Origin of the sequence: Flavobacterium sp. Arc2 (genome assembly GCF_041431385.1) — a bacterium.
Classification (GTDB): Bacteria; Bacteroidota; Bacteroidia; order Flavobacteriales; family Flavobacteriaceae; genus Flavobacterium.
In genome coordinates, this window is sequence record NZ_JASMRH010000008.1 from 123747 (window position 1) to 146808 (window position 23062).

Genomic DNA, 23062 nt, shown 5'->3' on the forward strand with positions numbered 1-23062 from the left:
TTATTTTAAATCACTCATGATCCCACTTTTATTCAGCGCATAATCATAGCCTTCCTGCCACCATTTATGCATTTCCTCCTTATTGAAGAACAGTGCGTTATCAGTAAGATGGGTCGGTGTGTAAAATAAATTTAAAGTTACATCTTTATGTTTTGAAGCTAAGATTCCTAGGGCAATATCCTTTTTTTTAACCTGTTCCAAGACAGTCCCAAATAAATTAATCAATAATGAAAAGGGATTACTACTGATGATTTTTTTTTGAATGTTTACTTCTGTATTCAAGATAATGACATCAATTACTGTTGCACCACGGACGATGGCCTCTCTAATTGGAACCAGATTGGTAAAGCCACCATCGCCATAATCACAGTCGTTTTTTTTTACTAAACTCATAAAAGGAAGGTAGTTACATGAAATCCAAATCCAATCGCAAAACTCAGCATAATCAAAGTCTTTTAACGACTTATATTCTACTGCATTTTTACTTAAATTGGATACCGTAATAATAATTTCCTTGTTTCCAGATTTTAATTCTTCAAACTCTTCAACGGTTATGGATTTTCGAATTAATTTTCTCAAATTATAACTTTCGCCAAATGTTTTACTTCCTCGAATGAGATTCAATAAAACATTGACATGACTAATCGAAACATGAAATCCGCCATTCACATACTTTACAAAAAAAGGTAGCCTATTAAAAATACTTCTTTGATTTACAGAAGTAAATATCTCTTTTATTTTTTCTGTTTTATTTAGGGCGAGATGCGGAATAAGTAAACTTCCAGTTGAAGTACCAATAAAAATATCATATTTATTTTTATTTATTTCTAAAAGATATTGTGCGACACCTCCAGCAAACGCCCCTTTGCTCCCTCCTCCAGAAATCACCAATGCCCTCATAGAATTTGTTTTTAAATATAACATGAAAATTGACACAAGCTTTTTTATAGTCCTTGCGCACCATTCATTAACTAAAAGTACTATTAATTTAGCAACCGACTCAACTGAAACCGTTCTTTTTCATCTAATTCAGGCAAAATTCTTTCAAATGAAAGTACCATCTCTTTATCTTTTAACAACTTTCTGATGTTGTCTCTTCCAAATTTAGAAAACTGCCACATATGATGTGTGGTAGCATTTACTAAATTCTTTAAAACAGCATCATTAATAAGTTGAAAGCCAATTAGTTTTTCCAAAGCTTTTTGACGTGTGATTGCTTCGTAATTGGATGATGAATAATTAATCAATTCTGCAATTAGAGCTGTTTTATCTGCCTCATATTCCGGAGTAGACAATGCAAGTGACAGCCATAATGTTTTTAAGTTATGATCGCTAAAGCCAACCCAGTCTTTGGATTGTTCCACATAAGCGGAGCGTTGTTCTGGAAAATTATTCCATAAATAAAACAAAGCTATCTCTTGCGTCTGATATGATTTGTCGCTTAATAAGCTTTGATATTGTATTCTAAAATCTTCAGGAATCGTTGAATTTGTAGCGGCAACTGCCTGGCGAACCTGCACATTATTAGTCGCTAGAGCCAACTCCAACAACTGCTTTTTAGCCTTAAATGTTTCATTTCTAAGCTGATTAACGACTGCTTCTTTCACTGTATAATAAGCGTCAGACTGAAGGATTTCTGCCATAAACCCTACTTTCCCTGACAATGGAGTTTTCTTTAATTTATCCAATTCTAATAGTAATTTTGCGGTTTTATTTTTACTTAACAACTCGTTGATTTCCTTTTCATTAAAAACCGTAGATTCAAGCCATACTTTACTAAAATTATCTGTATCAAAATCAGAAAATTTATTCACTTCATCAAAGAAATCCTGCGTTTTTACATTTTGAAAAGAATGTTTTTCTAAGTAGTTGCGTACTACTTTCTTAAATACTTTATCGCCAATTGCTTCATGTAAAACGAACAAAGCCCAAGCCCCTTTTTGATAAAAACTTAAGGAACTAGCTTTTTCATTTAGAACCGGAATTGTATCTGTTCTGGACGCATATTTAATTTGCTGCGCCGTTTCATATAATTTAGAATAAAAATAGTCATCTCCATAGATATCTCGTTCTGCTAGTGAAGCATAGTAAGTCGCAAATCCTTCCTGCAACCAATGGTGCTTTCCGCTTTCGGCAGTGATTAAATCCCCAAACCACTGATGCGCTAGTTCATGTGCGTTGACATTAATGTAATTGCGATCTTCAAAGCCAGTCGAGTCAACCACATACCTATTTGAAAATAGTGTTGCCGAAGTATTTTCCATTCCGGCATATAGAAAATCACGAACCGGAATTTGTTTATATACTTTCCAAGGATACTTCACCCCTATTTCCTTCTCTAGAAAATCAAATATTTTAACGGAATAGCGGTAAGCAGTTTCATACCTATCTGCATCCTTATGCTCCAAGTATAATTCTAAGTTAGTTCCGCATTTTGTTTTTTCTGTGTACTTATCAAATTTACCAATGGCAAGCATCAACAAATAAGAACTCATGGGTTTTTCCATCTTGTATTGCCATAAAGTAGTGTTGTTGCTCGTTATTTTATCGCTCAATATTCCGTTTGAAATTGCCTGATAGTCTTTATCAAAAGCCAACTCTATATTAAAAATGACTTTTTCATTTACATCGTCAAAACTCGGAAACCAATTGCTAGTATATCTCCCTTGTCCTTGCGTCCAAATTTGCAAATCATCTGACGTTGAAGAACCTACGAAATACAAAGCCTGTTTTGGTGTGGCGGTATATTCAAAACTAATTTCGTTTTTACCATTTTTAAACGGAAAAATAATCTGTAATTGTTGTGTTGTGTTTATAAATGGAACAATTTTATTATTCAATTTCACGACTGTAAAACTCATGTTTTGGGCATCAATTTTTATGGTGTCGATTGGTTTTAGTACATCAAACCAATAATTAACGGAACCCGCAACAGCTTTGTCTTTTGTATCTAAAGTTAATTGAGCAGAGACCGACTTAAAATCAACAAATTTTGTCTGTTGGGCGAAAGCCAATGTAGAGAGTAAAAGAAACAGGTATTTCATTGAATGAAATTTAATAAGTAAAAGCCAAAGTTATACTAATTATATTTATTATTTAATTTTCCCGATAGTTATCGGGACTAGTATACTGCCGGTATCGTTTTAAAATAGTCCGATTTTTTTCGCCTATATTTTATAAACATATACTGTATCACAAAGGATTCAGGATAAAACAGAACTAATTTTGTAAGTTTGCCAAAAGAAATTTAGAATAAAATCACATTGAAAAAGAAAGCCTTATTTAACTGGAGTAGCGGAAAAGACTCTGCTTTAGCCCTTTATAAAACGCTACAAAATTCTGAATATGAAATCAGTTGTTTGCTAACTAGCGTCAACCAACAATTTCAACGTGTTTCCATGCATGGTGTTCGTATAGAATTATTAGAACAACAAGCTAAAAGTATTGGTTTACCTCTGGAAATCATGCAAATCCCAGAAATGCCAACTATGGAAGTGTACGAAAATGTGATGCACGAAACACTGGAAAAATTAAAAAATAAAAGCATAACTCATTCTATTTTTGGCGATATCTTCCTAGAAGACCTGCGTAAATATAGGGAGGACAAATTAGCCACTATGGGATTTGAAGGCGTTTTTCCACTATGGAAAGTACCAACACATGATTTGATACAGGAATTCATAGGGTTAGGCTTTAAAACCATTGTCGTTTGTGTCAATGAACGTTTTCTCGACAAAACTTTTGTAGGAAGAGTGATTGATCAGGACTTCATCAATGATTTACCAAAAAATGTAGATGTTTGTGGTGAAAATGGCGAGTTTCATACCTTCACTTTTGACGGCCCAATTTTTTCAAAACCCATTGCTTTTGAAGTTGGTGAAATCGTGTATCGAAAATATGAAAAACCAAAAGAAAGCTCTTCAAACACCGCTTGTGATACCGATGCAACTGATGTGTTTGATTACGGATTTTGGTATTGTGATCTTTTAGATGAACAGCCATAATAAAACTGCTAAGTTTAAGAAGCTTTGAATTACTTGTGTTTTTTATCTAAATGAGTTAATCCCTACTATTTTAAGGTGCTCTTTTTTTTGTTGTCGAAAAATAGGACTCTCAACACAAAATTGTTTTTAGAATTTCCATTTTGAAAAACTTATTTCTCGAAGATGCATTTCTACATAATTTTTAAAACTGTTCAAGATGGCCTGCCATCCTTCTCTCTGAAATTCAATAGGATTTTCATTTTCTGCTTCGAATAATTGCACGACTTTGGTTTTACACTTCTCTTTTGTAAACATTATTTTTACTTTTCTGCCATCATCTGCAGTATAAGAAATTTGTTCATGCGTATGAACGTACTCATATTTTCCTTTAAAATCAAAACTCGCACTACCGTCTTTGGCTTCCATTCGATAACAGAATTCCCCACCCAGGCGCAAATCATTCTCTGCACAAGTGGTGTGCCAATCCTTGGAAGATGCGTTCCACATAACAATATTCTGAGGCGAAATCCAGTTTTTCCAAACCGTTTCGATTGGCGCATCAATTATAGCTTCTACTGAAATAATTGTTTTCGTACTTGATTCCATACTATTGTTATTTAGATTTCTCTTCTTCTTTTCCTGAAAGTTAAATATGCATTGTATACCAAAAAAAATACATTAGTTGCATAAATTTTGACTTATCAATAACTATCAAACTACAACCGCCTAACAAAGCAATTAAATTTTCATTATTAGATTTTTTCCAATGTGTACCATTCAGTATATTTCGCTTTAATGAATTGGCTATTAATAATCAATATAAAATTTAATAGTCTAGATATACCCATTTTACACAATAAAATATTAAACCATTTGAATATAAATTTAAAACAAAAAATCCACAATAACTCAAATATTATTATAAGATATCGAATACTAATGTCTCTTTTTTTTAAGATTGTCTATTACAAAAAAACTGCTGATCCACAAAATACAAGAATAGTATTTGCGAATTAGCAGTTTGTTGATATCTAAAAACTCTTTTTAACCTAAGCTATTTCCTCATACATTTTCAACAACTGCGTCACCGTATTCCAGTTTCTAATTGTTGCTGTAAGATTTAATTTCTTTTCTATATATTTTTGATCAAGCCTGGTTTTTCCAGCTCCTACAGCATATTTAATAAAAATCCTATTGCCATCCAGATGCGCTTCATCAGGTTTAAATTGGCTAATTTTCAAATCATTGATATTCTCAGAACGAAGCTCTTTAGAAACAAAAGCAACATATAATTTCTTAGTGTCTACTTCTTTTTCCTTCAAAAATGGATTGTTAGAGAAACAGGCCTTAAGATCTCCTACATTGAGAATAATCACCGGCACATCACCTCCAAAAACTTTAAAAATTTCTTGCTTGATAATAAAACCCACTTTGGCGGCATTTTCTTCTTCTGTGGTTACAAAAACATTTCCTGACTGGATATACGTTTGAACCTCTGTAAAACCAATGTTTTCTAAAGTTGTTTTTAGTGCGTCCATTTTTATCATGTTGTGACCGGAAACATTGATGCCACGAAGCAGTGCGAGATGGGTTGTCATTTTATATTTATTTTGAATCTTCCAAAGATATTGTCTTTATATCGAATTATACAATATCTTATTTCATAAATGAAATAAATGTATCTGCAAAAACTAAAAAAGTAACGAAGAAATCATAGAGTAATCTTTAATTATGCAACATCAAATGATTAGCGAATCTAACATAAAAAGTCAAAATAGAATCTTCAATCCAATATAAAATTTCAGTTCGATTCTAGTATCCTTTCGCTAGAGCACAAAAAGCTCTAAGCATTCGTAAAAATTAAAATGTAGAAGGATTAATTATAAGTAAATTAAGGCTAATTTACTCTCTGATAGGCTGAAGAAAATAAGAAGATATGACCCTTTGAAATTGAAGTTTCCTGCTTAGCAGAAGCAATAATCAAATAAGATGTGGAATAGGATTAAAACAATATTTTCTCACCTCCTAAAATAAAAAAAGAGACTGTGACTTGGGGGAAGACAGCCTCTAATTTCAAAAAATAAACTAATTATATTTTTGCAAATATGTTAGTATAATATTTTTTACCTGTTTCAGGGTTTTCTCTAATTGAAATTCCAAAGTGAGTAAAATTACCAACTATATTTTCTTTGTGACCTGGACTATTCAACCAAGCTGTTAATGCTGCTTGAGGTGTATTATAGTTGTATGCTATATTTTCGCCTACTGTTTTTGCTCCCAACGTTTTGATAATATTTTCAGAACGATCTACAAAACCATCATGATTAACGACATTATTTGAGATCATATAATTATCGTGTCCTTCAGACTTAACAGAGATAAAATTAATTTTTTCTAATGCACTTAAACCAACACTTACTCTATAGTCATTTATTAATTTCATTGTTTCTAATTCACTAGCACTGTAAGTATAACTAACTACCACATCTTTTTTTGCTTCTACTGAAGCTGTTTCAGAAGAATCAGAAGAACAAGAATTTAAAGTGAATATAACTGCTGTTAACAATATTGTTCTAAGTAAATTTCTTTTCATAATTCAGTAGTTTAAGTTTAAAGTAGATTGTGGGGCAAACTTCTTTAATGTTGTATTTAATTTGTGATTCAATTCTTCTCAAACATACACACAATTACGTTAAAATACACAATAAAATAGATGAAATACATATTTCGATTTAAAACATCTTATTTAACTTACTTTTATGATAATTAAAACCCAAAAAATAAATGAATTACAAAAGCGAAACCTTTAACAAAAACAGCCCATTTTAGCACAAATAGAATAGCAAATATCTATAACAAGCTAAGGTCCAATACAATCGTTTTTACAAACCGACTATAGCATTCTATATTTGAGAAATAATTGATTAAACCTAAGAACAGATTAGTTTAAAAGCTAAACTTCGATTGGATTACATAAATAGCAGATAAAATGTAATGAAATGTTAATTTCTAAAACAAAAAAAAGAGGCTGTGACTTGGGGGAAGACAGCCTCTAGTTTAAAAACTAAACCAATTATATTTTTGCGAATATGTTAGTATAATATTTTTTACCTGTTTCAGGATTTTCTCTAATTGAAATTCCAAAGTGAGTAAAATTACCAACTATATTTTCTTTGTGACTTGCACTATTCAACCAAGCAGTTAATGCTGCTTGAGGTGTACTATAATTATATGCTATATTCTCTCCTACTGTTTTAGCACCTAATGTTTTTATAATGTTTTCTGAACGATCTACAAAACCATCGTGGTTAACTACATTATTAGAGATCATATAATTATCATGTCCTTCTGATTTAACAGAGATGAAATTAATTTTTTCTAATGCACTTAAACCAACGCTAACTCTATAGTCATTTATTAATTTCATTGTTTCTAATTCACTAGCACTGTAGGTATAACTAACTACTACTTCTGATTTTGCTTCTACTGTCGCTGATTCAGAAGAATCAGATGAACAAGAATTTAAAGTGAATATAACTGCTGTTAACAATATTGTTCTTAGTAAATTTCTTTTCATAATTCAGTAGTTTAAGTTTAAAGTAGATTGTGGGGCAAACTTCTTTAATATTGTATTTAATTTGTGTTCTAATTCTTTTTCAAACATACATATAAATCAGTTTAAAAACACATAAACTCCGACGAACTACATATTAATATTTAATTATTGTTATTTTTCTTACTTTTAGGATAAAATTTTGGGGACTATAAATTAATACTCTTTCCAAAAGTTACTTCTTTACTAACGTAAAAATTAAAATATTTTTGATGTAAACTACACAACTATAAAATAAGATTGTTTCTAAAACATAAAAAATGCCACCTCTTCTACAGAGGCAGCATTATGTTATATTAAAAGGAATTATTAAGATTAAACTAATTTGTTCAATCAGCAGCGCTTTAGGTGGATATAATCCCATCAACAGTAGCTTTGCAAACTAAATCTTCATTACATTTTGGTTCTATCTTTTTCTTGCATTAAGGAGATAGTCTTTCTATTTTCCAAGAGAAATCCTCCTGGCTAGTATATCGTATTCTATCATGCAGGCGATTAGCTCTTCCTTGCCAAAATTCAACTTCAGTGGGAATCACTAAAAAACCACCCCAATGTTTAGGTCTTGGAATTACCATGCTGTCAAAATCTGCTTCTAATTGTTTTAAATTTTCTTCAAGATAAGCGCGCGAAGGGATAACCTCGCTTTGATTAGAGACTATGGCCCCCAACTTGCTTCCTTCAGGTCTTGAATCAAAGTAATTATCTGAAATATTCTCTGCAGTTTTCTGCGCTGTCCCTTTTATTATAACCTGACGCTCCATACTATGCCAGAAAAAAGAAAGACATATTTTAGGATTCGCTTTAATAGCTTTTCCTTTCTCTGAATTATAATTGGTATAAAATATAAAACCCTCCTCCGTGAATTTTTTTAATAACACCACCCGAGATTTTGGAAATCCATCCAAACCTACCGTAGCGACAGTCATTGCATTTACTTCTTCACTTCCTCCAAAATCCTCTGTTTCGTGAAACCATCTGTTGAAAAGGTTTATTGGATCTTCTGGAATAGACGACTCTAATAACTCGCTCTTTTCATACGACTTTCTATAATTACTTAAATCTTGCATTTCTTATTATTTTAAGATTATCTTATTGTTAAATTATGCGGTTGTAAAAATTTAAAATAAGGGTGTTCATGTTAATTTATAAAACGGAGGAGCCTCCTTTAAAAATCAAAACTTTGTCCGTCGTCAGCTAATAGGACTTCAGGAAAAATAGTTTCCGCTTCTTCTTTAAAAAGATTGATATTTTCATAACGGGTAGAATAATGGCCTAAAATTAAATGCTTCACTTTCGCTTTCAAAGCAATTTTTGCCGCTTCCTTTGCCGTGGAATGCATTGTTTTTGCTGCAAGCGTTTCCTCTGATTCTAAGAATGTTGATTCGTGATACAACACATCTACCCCACTTATTATTGGAATTATAGCCTCATTATAGGCTGTATCTGAACAAAAAGCATAACTCTTTGGAGGTATTGGATCGAATGTCAATTGAGCATTTTCAATAATCCTTCCATCATCTAAAGTAATGTCTTTCCCGTTTTTAATATTTTGAAAATAACATTTGTCAATTTCATAATTTTGAACGGCATCCGTATTCAGCTTTCTTTTATCAATTTTTTCCTCAAATAGAAAACCATTGGTATAAATGCGATGTTTCAGAGGAATTGTTCGTACTAACACTTTATCATCTTCGAAAATGATTTCGCTTTCATTTAATTCTAGTTCATGAAAATGCAAGCCATAATTAGTCCATGAATTGGCTAATCGTAGTTGTAATTTTATAATTTCCTTGATTCCTTTTGGTCCATAGATATGTAAATCTGTATTTCGATTCAGTAATGTAAATGTCGATACTAAACCTATCAATCCAAAAAAATGATCTCCATGTAAATGCGAAATAAAAATATGGTTTATTTTTGAAAACCTAATTTTATTTTTACGCAATTGTACTTGCGTACCTTCTCCACAATCAATTAGAAACAGTCGGTTCTTAATATCTAATATTTGCGAAGTAGGATTAGTAAATGTGCGGGGAGTGGCTGCATAACAGCCTAATATTGTTATTTTCAAAATTATGGGTTTCAATTAAAAACATTAGGATAAGTTATCCATTAAGAAATAAATATGCTTAAAAACCCAAATCTCTTTCAATCTCTTCCATTTCAATAATATCATGTGCTTCTAGTAAAGAGGGCACAACAGCTAGTTTATCAGAAACAGCATTATAATCCAAATCGGAGACAACTATTATAAAAGATTTTTTTGCTTTTTTATGTTGTTTCGACAACGGCAAAAATAATTTAATATCATTTACCGTTAAGTCTTTGTCATGCGAAAGGTCGATTATGATATTATGTTTTTCGTAGGTTTTATATTGATGCGTTACTTTCATTAAAAAAGAAGTAAAATCATCTTGCGTATCTTTAATTGTGATTGTGTGGCCTTTTTGATCTACTTTCATTGTTCTGGGTTTTCAGAATTACTATCTAGCTAAGTTACTACCTTTTTTATATTACTTTTTTATATTACTGAATTTTTGAAGCCAAAAGATAGATTACCGCCATCCTTATTGCTACACCATTTTCAACTTGATTTAAAATAACCGATTGGTGAGAATCTGCCACTTCAGAAGTAATCTCTACTCCTCTGTTTATCGGTCCTGGATGCATAATTACAATTTCCTTACTTAAGGAATCTAATAAAGTTTTATCAACCCCATATTGTTGTGCATATTCTCTGGTTGATGGAAAATAATTTATATCCATACGTTCGTTTTGCACACGTAACATATTGGCAACATCACACCATTCTAGTGCTTTACGTAAATTAGGTTCTACAGTCACTCCCAGTGATTCTATGTGTTTTGGAATTAGAGTTTTGGGTCCGCAAACCTTGACCTCTGCTCCTTGCATTTGCAAAGCGTAAATATTTGACAATGCTACTCTCGAATGCAATACATCACCAACTATAACCACCTTCTTACCTCCTACTTCTCCCAGTTTTTCTCTAATTGAGTAACTGTCCAATAGTCCTTGGGTAGGATGTTCATGTGCACCGTCACCGGCATTTATGATGCTTGCTTTTACATTTTTAGATAAAAAGTAAGCTGCTCCTGGATTAGAATGACGCATGACCACCATATCCACTTTCATAGAAAGAATATTGTTGACCGTATCGATTAGAGTTTCTCCCTTTTTTACAGAAGACTGTGCTGCCGAAAAACTAATAACATCTGCAGATAATCGTTTTTGTGCCAGTTCAAAAGACAGTTTTGTTCGGGTACTATTTTCGAAAAATATATTGGCAATGGTAATATCTCGTAAAGAAGGTACTTTCTTAATAGGACGATTAATGACTTCTTTAAAATGATCGGCTGTTTCAAAAATAAGGTCAATATCACTCTTATTAATATATTTTATACCTAATAAATGATCTACGCTTAATTCTTTCATTCTTTTACGATTATTATTGTTTTTATAAAATTAGATTACACTAAGTTCTCTAATTAGTCACTAAATACACTGCGTCTTCACCATTATTCTCGCTCCATTCTACCTTTACTTTCTCATTATTAATGGCATCTACCTGTCTTCCTCTATAATCGGGTTGTATAGGTAAATTACGACTGAAACGTCTATCGATTAATACAAGTAATTCTATTTCTGATGGCCTTCCAAAAGATTGAATAGCGGTCAAGGCTGATCGAATGCTTCTGCCGGTAAACAAGACATCATCTATAAAGATTACTTTCTTGTTCTCTACAATAAAGTTTATTTTAGTTTCGTTTGCTTCCAACGGTTTTTCGGTTCTTCGAAAATCATCTCTAAAGAATGTAATATCCAACAGCCCTAATTTTATTTCAGGCGTATTATATTCATTTTGCAAAATATTTTTAAGTCGCTCAGCAAGAAAAGTTCCTCTAGGCTGAATCCCTATTAGAATCGTATCTGCAAAGTCGAGGTGTTTTTCAATTAGCTGACAAGCCAAACGGTGTAGAATGATATTGACTTCCTTGGAATTGAGCAATACTTTTTGAGTCATAGTAAAGTGTTGAGTTTGGTTAGGCAAATATACAAATTCAAATTTATCATTTCGAAATTAAAGTATTAGAAAATGCACCCCATAATATCACAACTCTTTTATATAATTGTGTAAGTAGTGCTTCGGGCTAACATTGTAATTTTATTATCTTAAAATTAACAATTAAAATCAAAATCATGAAAAATAAATTAACAAGATTATTAATGTTATTTGTAGTATTATTTTCATTTACAAGTTGCGAAATAGTAGGCGGAATATTTAAAGCAGGAATGGGGGTGGGAATATTCATTGTTCTCGCTATAATGGCCTTAATTATATTTGTTGTAGCTAAATTATTTGGAAAGAAATAAAAGCATAAAAAAACTCCTGTAAAATAAATTACAGGAGTTACTATTTTTAATACATAAAATGTTTATTTAGTGTACATCTTAGTTCTTAATTCTTGAACTTTTTCATCATCTAAGTAATCATCAAATGTCATATAACTGTCGATAGCTCCATTTGGTGTTAGTTCCACTACCCTATTACCCACAGTTTGAGCAAACTCATGATCGTGAGTAGTAAAGATTACAGATCCTTTAAAGTTTTTCAATGAATTGTTAAAAGCCTGAATTGACTCTAAATCCAAGTGATTTGTAGGTTCATCTATCATCAATATGTTAGCTCTTTCCATCATCATTCTGGACATCATACAACGAACTTTTTCTCCTCCTGATAACACTCTACAGGTTTTTAATGCTTCTTCTCCTGAGAAAATCATTTTTCCAAGGAAACTACGAATATTTACCTCGTCACGTTCTTCTTCTGTTTTTACCCATTGACGCAACCAATCCACAAGTGACAAATCATTTTCAAAAAAAGAATGATTTTCTACTGGCAAATACGCTTGATTAGTGGTTACACCCCAATCAAAAGTACCTGAATCTGCTTTTTGGTTTCCGTTTAATATTTCGTAAAAAGCGGTCGTTGCACGAGAATCTTTAGAAAATAAAACAATTTTATCTCCTTTAGCCATATTCAAATCAACATTTTTGAACAAAACCTCACCATCAATAGAAGCGCTTAAACCCTGAATGTTCAAAATTTGATCTCCTGCTTCACGCTCTTGGTCAAAAATGATTGCTGGGTAACGACGACTTGAAGGTTTTATCTCTGATATATTTAATTTACTAATCATTTTTTTACGGGAAGTAGCTTGTTTAGACTTGGCTACATTCGCAGAAAAACGACGAATAAATTCTTCTAATTCTTGTTTCTTTTCCTCTGCTTTTTTGTTTTGTTGCGCACGTTGTTTTGCAGCTAATTGGCTTGATTCATACCAAAAAGTATAATTTCCTGAATAATGATTTATTTTACTATAATCAATATCCGAGATATGAGTACAAACGGAATCTAAAAAGTGACGGTCATGCGATACAACGATAACCGTATTTTCATAGTTTGCCAAGAAGTTCTCTAACCAAGTAATCGTTTCAAAATCCAAATCATTGGTAGGCTCATCCATTATCAGTAAATCCGGGTTTCCGAATAAGGCTTGCGCCAATAAGACACGAACTTTAATTTTTCCTTCTAGATCACCCATCAATGTGAAATGGTGCTCTTCGCCAATACCTAAATTTGACAGCATTGCAGCGGCATCAGAATCGGCATTCCAACCACTCATTTCTTCAAACTGAACTTGCAATTCTCCTATTCTATCTGCATTTTTATCATTATAATCTAAGTAGAGCTCGTCCATTTCCTTTTTGATGGCATATAATGTCTTGTTCCCCATAATCACGGTTTCCAATACGGTATGTTCATCAAACATATTGTGGTTTTGACTTAAAACCGACATACGTTTCCCTGGCTCTAAATGGACATGTCCTGATGTAGGGTCCATTTCACCTGAAATTATTTTAAGAAATGTAGATTTCCCAGCTCCGTTAGCTCCGATAACTCCATAAATATTCCCATGTGTAAAGGTGGTATTTACTTCGTCAAACAAAATTCGTTTGCCAAACTGAACTGATAAATTATTTATTGTTAGCATGTATGTTTTTTTATAAAATTTTGTGCAAAAGTACAAAAAAAATACCGATTTTTTAACTCTGAAAAAACATATTTATAAAATCAATTGGCCAAAGCAGCAAAATATCTAAAAAAGATATTCCTGAGCCCTTATTTTTAAGATTTAAATCCTATCCTTCTTATTATAAAATAGTTAAAGAGAACAAAACTAATGAAGCAGTTATTAATATATAAAAATATTAAAGTAAAAAACCTTATAATGCCTCTTTTTTAGTACTTGATTTAATAGTTAAATTAGCTTCTTTAAACTATCATAAACCGCCAACTCTATATCTGCTGAATTTCTTTTATTTATTTTCTCAAATAAATCATTTAAAACTGTTTTATTAACCGTCTTTTTTTCTGTAATAGCTGACAAAAGCAGTTTTGAAACTGAACTTAAATCATTAGATAGAATTAAAACAGGTTGAATTAAAGGTGCCTTAGCGCTTAACACATTTAAATCTGAATTCATTTTTATCCATTTTTTCAAATAATCAGTAACTATTTTTTGATTGTCAGCAGTTTTATTTTCTAAATATTGATTTACTGCCTTATTAAAATCATAGGCGTCTGAAGCATCTGCAGAACATGCATCAGCAAAAAGAGTTAACGGAGAATACATCATATACTTTTTTCCACCACCATTTCGCTTGTAATTTTTTAATGGTTCGCAAATATTAGTAAAATCATTTAACGCCTCTGTGTTTTGATAATTAGCAATGTTTCTCAAAATCACTTCTTTGTTTCTAATGTGCGTTATTCCTACCTCTTCAAGCCTTGAAGAAATTACTTTTAATCTTTTGTGCATGCTTTTTAAATCCGTAATAGTATCGTTTGACCATAATCTCTCAGCTATTGCCGCAGTTCTTGGCCAAATTCTAGAATCTATATTCAATGGGGTAACCAACTCACTCCACATCGCCGCCTCTCCTCCCAGTATTCGGGACTTTTCTTCTGGGGAGAGGATAATATCTTTTGGTAATGGATCATTGAGATAATGACCATCAACACTAAGCATCAAATCAATATAATATCCATTGGACAAAACGGTATTGTATCCATTCTTTGCAGCAGTAATTAGGGCGCCACCGGGAGTAACTCCTTCGTTACCTCCTCTCCAAGCATGAATAATAGCGTCTTTGGACATCTCTTTTGTCATGATCTCCTCCCAACCCATCAGTCGTTTATTATGCTTCTTTAGCATGGGGATCAATCTCATATTAAAATACGTTTGCAACTCGTGATTGTTTGCTATTTTATTTTTATTCTTAAATTCCTGAATAACAGGATTTACATTCCATTCTTTACCATTGTTTTCGTCTCCACCAATATGAAAATAATTGCTAGTAAACAGCGGACATACTTCATCAAAAATTTCACCAAGCAATTGATATGTTTTAGGATTTGTAGGATCAAGTGCCGAATCGTAAATTCCAGATCTTCGTCCAACAGCATAAGGGATACTTCCGCTTTTTTTGCTACCGATTTCAGGGTAAACAGAAAGCAAAGCGGAGGCATGACCAGGAATATCTATCTCAGGTACCACCATTATGCCACGTTCATCAGCATATTTGACAATATCTTTAATTTCTTCTTGGGTATAATAATCCCCATCTGAAGCTAATTCAGTCAACTTTGGATGTTTTTTTATTTCAATTCTCCAACCTTGATCATCGGCTAAATGCCAATGAAATACATTCATTTTCATCGAAGCCATCGCGTCAAGATTTCTCTTTATAACATCAACAGGTTGAAAATGTCTTGCTGCATCTATCATCAATCCTCTCCAGGTAAACCGTGGCGAATCTGTAATCTCAGTCGCGGGAAAGTAAAATGAGCTCCCATTATTTTGCATTAATTGCAACAAGGTTTCTAGACCATGTAATGCACCCAAATCAGTTGTCGCATTAATTGCAATCTTGTTTGATGTTACAGAAAGCTGGTAACTTTCCTCCTCATTTAATCCTACTTTTCCATTTCGGTCGCAGTGTATCTGTAATTCTGCTTCTGGAAACTCATTCCTCTTATTGACATACGCTTGTTCTAAAAACAATCCAGTTCTACTATCTAATCGTCTTAAAAAGTTAGTAGCTCCTGTAAATAGTCTAGAATCTGGGTTTCCTGTAATATTGACTCTAAACTTTTTTGTTAAAGTATAAGTGCCTGCAGTCAAATTTATATTCTGTGGCCATGGCATAAGGTCTAACTGTTCTTTTTTCATTTGGGCATTCGATACAAAAACAGCCAGCAATACTATTATACTATATTTCATAGATTCTTTTTATCAGTTGAAAATTTCGTTTTTTTAACCATTTACTAGCGTTAAAGGAGCAACAGCTATTTTAACGCAAGACCAAAATCACTATAAAATCAAATATTCTATTTCTAAGTCTATCCTAATTTTGTTCCGTTTTCCAGATTTATAAAGGTATTAAAAAATTAAACCCCGATAAATCTATACTTACATCATTATATCGTGATTTTAAATTAATGAACGCTTAATTTGAGTTGTTTTCTAAAAAACAACTTGATTCAATGTGATGTGAAAATGACAAAAAATTAAAAAAAAATCATCCTTTTATAACAAAAAGTGATTATTCTACAATTTTAACAAGAAATATTCGAAATTGTTTTTTTTTAGATAACGTAACAAATATATTTACTGCCGTTCTACAAGATATAATCTAAAAAAACTAACCTTAAATTATGAGTTCAGAAAATTTACAAACTAAATGGGGGCAATTTATTTCATTAATAATCGTCTTCTTCTTTTGGGGTTTTGTTGGTTCTGCCAATGACATATTAATCCCTGTTTTCAAAAAGGTTTTTACATTATCACAAGTTGAATCTCAACTAGTAGCTTGGGCATTTTATGTAGCATACTTTGTAGGATCAATAATTTTCTTCCTGATATCAGTAAAAGTTGATGTTTTACAAAAATTTGGATATAAAAAAACACTTTCTGCCGGTTTACTACTATCAGCATTTGGTTCGTTTTTATTTATTCCTGCGGCAACGATGGAAAGTTTCCCTTTCTTTCTTACCGCCTTATTTACAGTAGGACTTGGTTTTTCTATTCAGCAAATTGTTGCTAATCCCTTAGCTATTAAAATGGGTAGCCCAGCAACTGGAGCACACCGTTTGACTTTGGCAGGTGGTATCAATTCATTTGGAACTACCATTGGTGCTATTTTATTAGGAATTGCATTATTTGGAATGGGAAACGATAAAAAAACGACTCTTTCTCTTGAAGATATAAAATTGCCTTTCATAATTTTAGGTATTGCTTTTATTGTGGTAGCTATTTTTATGAATTTTTCTAAAATAGAAAATCCTGCAAAAATTGAAAAATCAATTATCGCAGAATCTACTGATACATTTAGAATCCTAGATTACCCACAATTATATTTAGGAATGTTAGCTATTTTTATTTACGTTGGAACAGAGGTAACTATAATTAGTAACTTACCCGCCTTATTACATACTGCAGAGTTTGGCCGAATCTTAGAGGATGCTATATCTCCTTTTATTGCTTTATATTGGGGTAGTTTAATGATTGGTCGCTGGAACGGTGGTGTGAATGTATTTAATACTTCAAACCTTGTAAATACAGCACTTAAGTTCATCGTACCCGCATTAGCATTTGGAGTCATTATCGGTGCTAATCTTTTTGCTCAACACGACGTTTCTTCATTTTACATTTACCCAATCTGGATATTGCTATTTATTGCCGTAAGTTTTGTAGGTGGTAAAAATGCTGGGAAAACTTTAATGCTTTTTGGTATTTCTGGTTTAGTAATGATGTTTGCAGGACTCGTTTGTACAGATACTGAAATTGCTAAATTTTTCTTTATCTCTGGAGGATTATTCTTATCTATTATGTGGCCTTCTATTTTCGATTTAGCTATCGCAGGATTAGGAAAAAATACTGGAAAAGCATCTTCTTTCTTAATTATGATGATTCTTGGAGGAGGAGTTATTCCTTTGATTCAAGGAAGTATTTGCGATATCGATCTTACAAGTCCAAACGGAATATTTGGTATTTCATGGACGCATTTCTCTTACATTGTACCACTTTTAGGTTTTGCATATTTAGGCTTTTATGGTTTTTATTGTCCTAAAATACTAAAAAAACAAGGTATTACTCACATTGAAAGCGAAGGTGGCGGACATTAATTTCGTTTTCAGCAACAAATGACCTTAATATAAATTACTTTTAATTCACATTAATAAAACCATCAAACTTACTTTGATGGTTTTTTTATGACATCAATTTTGAAATCATAACTTATATAAAATACATTTGTTTAAAATTACTAAATATGAAAAAAGCTTTACTCCTACTTTCTCTTACTATTGTACTTGCTGCCTGTGGTGTGAAGAGCACGCGAAATTTATTAAGTTCTGGGAATTATGATGCAGCTATAAATAAAGCGGTTTCAAACTTACGTACCAATAAAGACAAAAAAGGAAAACAAGATTACATCTATTTACTCGAAGAAGCTTTCGCTAAAGCTAAGGAGCGCGACTTGAATGCTATAAATTTATTAGCCAAAGACGCAAATCCTATTCAATTGGAAAAAATGTACAATACGTATTTACAACTCAACGATCGTCAGGAGAAAATAAAACCAATACTCCCTTTACGATTAATTAGAGAAGGTAGAAATGCTATATTTCCTTTTGAAAATTATAATGACCAAATTATAGACAGTAAAAATGCTCTTTCGGCCTATTTGTATGCTAATTCAAAAAAGTTGTTACTAACAAACAATAAAATGAATTTCCGTAAAGCCCATGATGATTTAGGATATTTAAATCAGATAAACCCTAATTACAAAGACGTTTTGAGCCTAATGGACGATGCACTCTTTAAAGGCTCCGATTATGTAATGGTGGAAACAATAAACCAAACCAATATGGTCATCCCTGCTCGTTTGCAAAATGATTTGTTGGACTTTAGCACCTATGGATTAAACGACAAATGGACAGTTTACCATAGCTACAAACAAAAAGGCATTAATTATGATTATGGAATGCTCATTCGTTTCAATCAAATATACATTTCACCGGAACAAATCAATCAGAAAGAATTTGTAAAAGAGCGAAAAATAAAAGACGGTTCAAAGAAACTACTTGACAACAATGGAAAAGAAGTACTAGACAAGGATGGTAAAGTAATCATGGTCGACAACTTTAGAAATGTGACCGTACGCATTTATGAATTCAGACAGTTTAAATCTTGCCAAATTACGGCCATAGTTGATTATGTTAGCTACCAAGACAACCGCCTTTTACAATCATTTCCTTTGACCGCTGAAAATGTCTTTGAAAACATTTACTCTAAATACAAAGGAGACAAACGTGCCTCAGATGATAATTACTATTCGTATTTTGACAATAGCAGGTTGCTTTTCCCAACCAATGAGCAAATGATTTATGATACTGCTGAAGATTTAAAAACTAAAATTAAAAACATAATTAGCAGAAATCCATTTAGAAATTAATCGATTTACAAACTCCTTTAGCGACCAATTCCTCAAGGAGTTTTTTTTTGAAATACAACAAAGCATTAAAATTTTGTTAGAAAGCATAAAATTAGTTTTACGTAATAGAAAATAGTGTACTTTTGCAGTAATGAATAATACAATTTTAAATATTAATCCGATCTCTCGGACAATCAAACCTACTACTTCACCCGAAGTACGGATGCTATTAGTATAGTTTCCAAAGTTGTTTTGTAAATATTTCTATTCATTTATTATTTTACCATTTTGAAATCACATTTATTTTTCATTGGAGTAATATCTTCCAAATTCATTATACCCTTTAAATTATTCTATTGTTGCTCAACTAATTGGACTATAAATTCGTATTTTCGTTTTTTTATTCAAGGAAACAAAGAATGTATTTTAAAACCAACTTACAAATCATTTTTTAACTCAAAAATTCAACTCTTGTAATGAATATCTCTATTATTATAGCCCAGGAAGAGCATTATAAGTACGCACAAGTAATTTGCGATACTATAGAATCATCCGCCTTATTGAGAGGAACGGGAATTGCAAAAAGAACTCCTGAATATATCCTAAAAAAAATGGAAAATAAGGATGCCGTTATCGCTTTAGACAATGGTACTTTTGCAGGCTTTTGTTATATCGAAAGTTGGCAAGACAGCAACTATGTTGCTCATTCCGGGTTAATCGTGCATCCCGATTACAGAAATTTAGGTTTGGCCAAAAAAATTAAATCGAAGGTATTTGATTATTCTTTGAAAAAATATCCGAACGCAAAAGTATTCGGAATCACAACAGGTCTTGCGGTAATGAAAATCAATTCTGAACTAGGGTACAAACCTGTACCTTTTTCTGAACTGACAACTGATCCAAGTTTTTGGAAAGGATGTCAAACTTGCACTAATTATGAAATCCTAAAGAGTAAAGAGAATAAAATGTGTTTGTGTACTGGGATGCTTTATGACCCTAAAGAAAAAGCTAAAGTTCCGCCGAAACATCTATTCAATGTCCGGATTTGGAATCGATTGAAAAAAATTAAACAAGCCCTTTTCTTAGAAGACTAATTTAGAATAAAAATAAAAACATAATCTGCTAAAGGCCTTAAGCCAATAGCCCATAATAGCTCAAAAAAATGAAAAAAGTTGTATTAGCATATAGTGGAGGTTTAGATACCTCATATTGCCTTAAGTATTTAAAAAACGAAAAAGGATATGAAGTTCACACCATATTGATCAATACTGGAGGTTTTGATGATGCCGAATTAAAAGCGATTGAAGAAAGAGCCTACGAATTAGGAAGCGCAAAACACGCTAACCTAACGATTGTAGACAGATATTATGAGAAAGCAGTTAAGTATTTAATTTTTGGAAACGTCTTAAAAAATAATACGTACCCATTATCTGTAAGTGCCGAGCGTGTTTTTCAAGCTATTGAAGCAATTAAATACGCAAAATCTGTAGGTGCAGAAGCTATCGCTCATGGAAGTACAGGTGCTGGAAATGACCAAATTCGTTTTGATTTAATTTTCCAAACTATTGCTCCCGAAATTGAAATCATCACTCCTATCAGAGACTTGAAATTATCAAGACAAGAAGAAGTAGATTATTTATCAAAAAATGGAGTACACTATTCTTGGGAAAAAGCACAATATTCTATCAACAAAGGACTTTGGGGAACAAGCGTTGGAGGAAAAGAAACTTTAACATCTAATCAAGCACTTCCTAACGAAGCTTATCCTTCACAATTGCAAAAAGAAGGAGAAGAAAAAGTGACATTAACCTTTGAAAAAGGAGAATTGGTGGAGATTAATAATATCAAAAAATCACCAATCGATAATATTGTAATTCTTGAAAAATTAGCAAACGCATTTGCTATTGGTAGAGATACACATGTGGGTGATACGATTATTGGAATTAAAGGAAGAGTCGGTTTTGAAGCTGCTGCTCCGCTAATTATTATAAAAGCACATCATTTATTAGAGAAACACACACTTGGTAAATGGCAACAATACTGGAAAGAGCAACTAGGAAACTGGTACGGAATGTTGTTTCATGAAGGTCAATTTCTTGATCCTGTAATGAGAAATATCGAAGCTTTCCTTGAAGATACTCAGAAAACAGTAAACGGAAAAGTTATCGTTTCTTTAAAACCGTATCACTTTACGCTTGACGGAATTGAATCAGATAATGATTTAATGAATACAGGTTTTGGTCAATATGGAGAAATGAACAATGCTTGGACATCAGACGATGCAAAAGGATTTATCAAAATACTTGGAAATGCCCAAAACATATTTTCATCTGTAAACAATGAAACTTACGACTAATTATAAGTTGATTTATTTTATTGAATTTAAAAATTTAAATTAAAGTTATGAAAATAAAGTTTTTTTTATTGCTTCCATTGTTTTTACTGTTTTTTGGATGTACTAGTGACGATGACAAAACCGCTGAAAAAGAAACATTGAAAAATGTTACTTATGAAGTATTATTATATGAATTTACGCCTGACACAGGTAATAATTCGTCTCGTTTTCATTACGAAATAAAGTATAGTAACCCTAACAATATGGCTGTGAAAGGTTTTTCTAGAATAACTTCGGATTATGATGGGCAAATTTTAACTCCTATCAAAAGAGTTCCCCCTTATATTGAAATTGCTGCAAATTCTAACTTTACAGAGGTTTTTAATGTTGAATCGGCTTTTAATCCAGCATTAGGAACTATAAATTCAATAAAATTAGTATCTGTTGAATTCATTATTGTAGAATGATTAATAAAACTAAAACAGATTGATTTTAGTTTAATAAAAAAATAAAAGATTATGATTAATATTGGAATAATAGGCGGTTCAGGATATACAGCAGGAGAATTAATTAGAATTCTGATGTTTCATCCTCATGCAAAGCTTGATTTTGTTTACAGCACTACCAATGCTGGAAAACCATTATCAGTAGCGCACCATGATTTGATGGGCGATATCGAAATGAACTTTACAGATACTGTTAATCCTAATGTTAACGTAGTTTTTCTATGTTTAGGCCACGGTAAATCGATTTCTTTTTTAGAAAACAATCAATTTGCAAGCCATACTAAAATCATCGATTTAGGGAATGATTTCAGATTGACAAAAGACAATCAATTTGAAGGGAAATCTTTTGTTTACGGTTTGCCTGAATTGAATAAATCCAATATTAAAAACGCACAATATATCGCAAATCCAGGCTGTTTTGCTACTGCAATACAATTGGCTTTATTACCTCTTGCAGCTGAGGGCTTATTAAATAGTGATGTACACATCAACGCTACAACGGGAAGTACAGGCGCAGGAGTCAGCCCATCAGCAACAACACATTTCAGCTGGAGATCGAATAATATGTCACATTACAAAGCATTCGACCATCAGCATTTAGGTGAGATTAACCAAAGTGTAAACCAACTGCAAGCTAATTATACAAACGAATTGATTTTCGTACCAAACAGAGGAGATTTTTCCAGAGGAATTTTTGCAACTCTTTACACTACTGTAGAAGAAAGTTTAGAAGATTTGCTTGCCAAATATCAAGCTTTTTATAAAGATCAGCCGTTTGTAACCGTAACCACTACTGATATCAATATGAAACAAGTAGTACAAACGAACAAATGTATTATTAGTTTAATGAAAAAAGGAAACCGGATACTTATAACTTCAGTAATTGATAATTTAGTAAAAGGTGCATCTGGTCAAGCCGTTCAAAACATGAATTTAATGTTTGGACTTGATGAAACGACTGGATTGCATTTGAAACCATCTGGATTCTAAAAAAGTTTAATCGGTGAATCGTTTAATAGATTAACCGAATAAGCGATTAAACAAT

General features: G+C 32.2%; 21 protein-coding genes. 8 read left to right on the top strand and 13 right to left on the bottom strand.

The window, feature by feature from the left end:
- Positions 1–900: a patatin family protein gene (locus QO182_RS07415; protein ID WP_371540588.1), complete on the bottom strand. Its 900-nt coding sequence runs from the start codon at positions 898–900 to the stop codon at positions 1–3.
- 83 nt (positions 901–983) lie between these two features.
- Positions 984–3044, bottom strand: a complete 2061-nt coding sequence (locus QO182_RS07420) for a M1 family metallopeptidase (protein WP_371560777.1) — start codon at positions 3042–3044, stop codon at positions 984–986.
- 219 nt (positions 3045–3263) lie between these two features.
- Between QO182_RS07420 and QO182_RS07425 the strand changes: the two genes are divergently transcribed.
- Complete coding sequence (locus QO182_RS07425; RefSeq protein WP_371540591.1) at positions 3264–4004, top strand: diphthine--ammonia ligase; 741 nt, start codon at positions 3264–3266, stop codon at positions 4002–4004.
- 126 nt (positions 4005–4130) lie between these two features.
- On the opposite strand, the gene QO182_RS07430 is transcribed toward QO182_RS07425, so the two are convergent.
- From QO182_RS07430 to pyrR, 9 genes are all read right to left on the bottom strand, one after another.
- Positions 4131–4589 carry an SRPBCC domain-containing protein gene (locus QO182_RS07430; RefSeq protein WP_371540592.1) on the bottom strand — a complete coding sequence of 153 codons (459 nt, stop codon included), beginning with the start codon at positions 4587–4589 and terminating at the stop codon, positions 4131–4133.
- Between the two features lie 443 nt (positions 4590–5032).
- Positions 5033–5581, bottom strand: coding sequence for a DUF1697 domain-containing protein (locus tag QO182_RS07435; protein WP_371540594.1), 549 nt, complete (start codon positions 5579–5581; stop codon positions 5033–5035).
- Positions 5582–6072: 491 nt separating this feature from the next.
- Complete coding sequence (locus QO182_RS07440) at positions 6073–6576, bottom strand: CAP domain-containing protein (protein ID WP_371540596.1); 504 nt, start codon at positions 6574–6576, stop codon at positions 6073–6075.
- A 480-nt stretch (positions 6577–7056) separates the two neighbouring features.
- The gene (locus QO182_RS07445; protein ID WP_371540598.1) at positions 7057–7560 is read right to left on the bottom strand and encodes a CAP domain-containing protein; all 504 of its coding nucleotides are present in this window, start codon (positions 7558–7560) and stop codon (positions 7057–7059) included.
- A gap of 458 nt (positions 7561–8018) precedes the next feature.
- On the bottom strand, positions 8019–8663 hold the full coding sequence (pdxH, locus tag QO182_RS07450; RefSeq protein WP_371540599.1) for a pyridoxamine 5'-phosphate oxidase: 645 nt from the start codon (positions 8661–8663) through the stop codon (positions 8019–8021).
- Positions 8664–8761: 98 nt separating this feature from the next.
- Positions 8762–9667, bottom strand: a complete 906-nt coding sequence (locus QO182_RS07455; RefSeq protein ID WP_371560779.1) for a ribonuclease Z — start codon at positions 9665–9667, stop codon at positions 8762–8764.
- Between the two features lie 58 nt (positions 9668–9725).
- Complete coding sequence (locus QO182_RS07460; protein ID WP_371540603.1) at positions 9726–10058, bottom strand: ribonuclease Z; 333 nt, start codon at positions 10056–10058, stop codon at positions 9726–9728.
- A gap of 64 nt (positions 10059–10122) precedes the next feature.
- A complete protein-coding gene (locus tag QO182_RS07465; RefSeq protein WP_371560781.1) occupies positions 10123–11049 on the bottom strand; it encodes an aspartate carbamoyltransferase catalytic subunit in 927 nt (308 codons plus the stop codon).
- 49 nt (positions 11050–11098) lie between these two features.
- On the bottom strand, positions 11099–11638 hold the full coding sequence (pyrR, locus tag QO182_RS07470; RefSeq protein WP_371540607.1) for a bifunctional pyr operon transcriptional regulator/uracil phosphoribosyltransferase PyrR: 540 nt from the start codon (positions 11636–11638) through the stop codon (positions 11099–11101).
- A gap of 176 nt (positions 11639–11814) precedes the next feature.
- Here pyrR and QO182_RS07475 point away from each other — a divergent pair, with 176 nt between their 5' ends.
- Positions 11815–11988: a hypothetical protein gene (locus tag QO182_RS07475; RefSeq protein ID WP_371540609.1), complete on the top strand. Its 174-nt coding sequence runs from the start codon at positions 11815–11817 to the stop codon at positions 11986–11988.
- A 62-nt stretch (positions 11989–12050) separates the two neighbouring features.
- Here the strand turns inward: QO182_RS07475 and QO182_RS07480 are convergent, their stop codons facing one another.
- Together QO182_RS07480 and QO182_RS07485 are read right to left on the bottom strand one after the other, a co-directional pair.
- Positions 12051–13670, bottom strand: coding sequence for an ABC-F family ATP-binding cassette domain-containing protein (locus QO182_RS07480; protein WP_371540611.1), 1620 nt, complete (start codon positions 13668–13670; stop codon positions 12051–12053).
- A 267-nt stretch (positions 13671–13937) separates the two neighbouring features.
- On the bottom strand, positions 13938–15962 hold the full coding sequence (locus QO182_RS07485; protein ID WP_371560783.1) for a beta-N-acetylhexosaminidase: 2025 nt from the start codon (positions 15960–15962) through the stop codon (positions 13938–13940).
- A 434-nt stretch (positions 15963–16396) separates the two neighbouring features.
- Between QO182_RS07485 and QO182_RS07490 the strand changes: the two genes are divergently transcribed.
- The 6 genes from QO182_RS07490 to argC all read left to right on the top strand — a co-directional run bounded on the left by QO182_RS07490 (position 16397) and on the right by argC (position 23007).
- A complete protein-coding gene (locus QO182_RS07490) occupies positions 16397–17866 on the top strand; it encodes an MFS transporter (RefSeq protein ID WP_371540616.1) in 1470 nt (489 codons plus the stop codon).
- 146 nt (positions 17867–18012) lie between these two features.
- Positions 18013–19197, top strand: a complete 1185-nt coding sequence (locus QO182_RS07495) for a hypothetical protein (protein ID WP_371560785.1) — start codon at positions 18013–18015, stop codon at positions 19195–19197.
- Positions 19198–19652: 455 nt separating this feature from the next.
- Entirely contained in the window at positions 19653–20270 is a 618-nt protein-coding gene (locus tag QO182_RS07500; protein WP_371560787.1) for a GNAT family N-acetyltransferase, read from the top strand.
- A gap of 68 nt (positions 20271–20338) precedes the next feature.
- Positions 20339–21532, top strand: a complete 1194-nt coding sequence (locus tag QO182_RS07505) for an argininosuccinate synthase (RefSeq protein ID WP_371560789.1) — start codon at positions 20339–20341, stop codon at positions 21530–21532.
- Between the two features lie 47 nt (positions 21533–21579).
- The gene (locus QO182_RS07510; RefSeq protein WP_371540624.1) at positions 21580–21978 is read left to right on the top strand and encodes a hypothetical protein; all 399 of its coding nucleotides are present in this window, start codon (positions 21580–21582) and stop codon (positions 21976–21978) included.
- A 51-nt stretch (positions 21979–22029) separates the two neighbouring features.
- Positions 22030–23007 carry an N-acetyl-gamma-glutamyl-phosphate reductase gene (argC, locus tag QO182_RS07515; RefSeq protein ID WP_371560790.1) on the top strand — a complete coding sequence of 326 codons (978 nt, stop codon included), beginning with the start codon at positions 22030–22032 and terminating at the stop codon, positions 23005–23007.
- Positions 23008–23062: the final 55 nt, after the last annotated feature.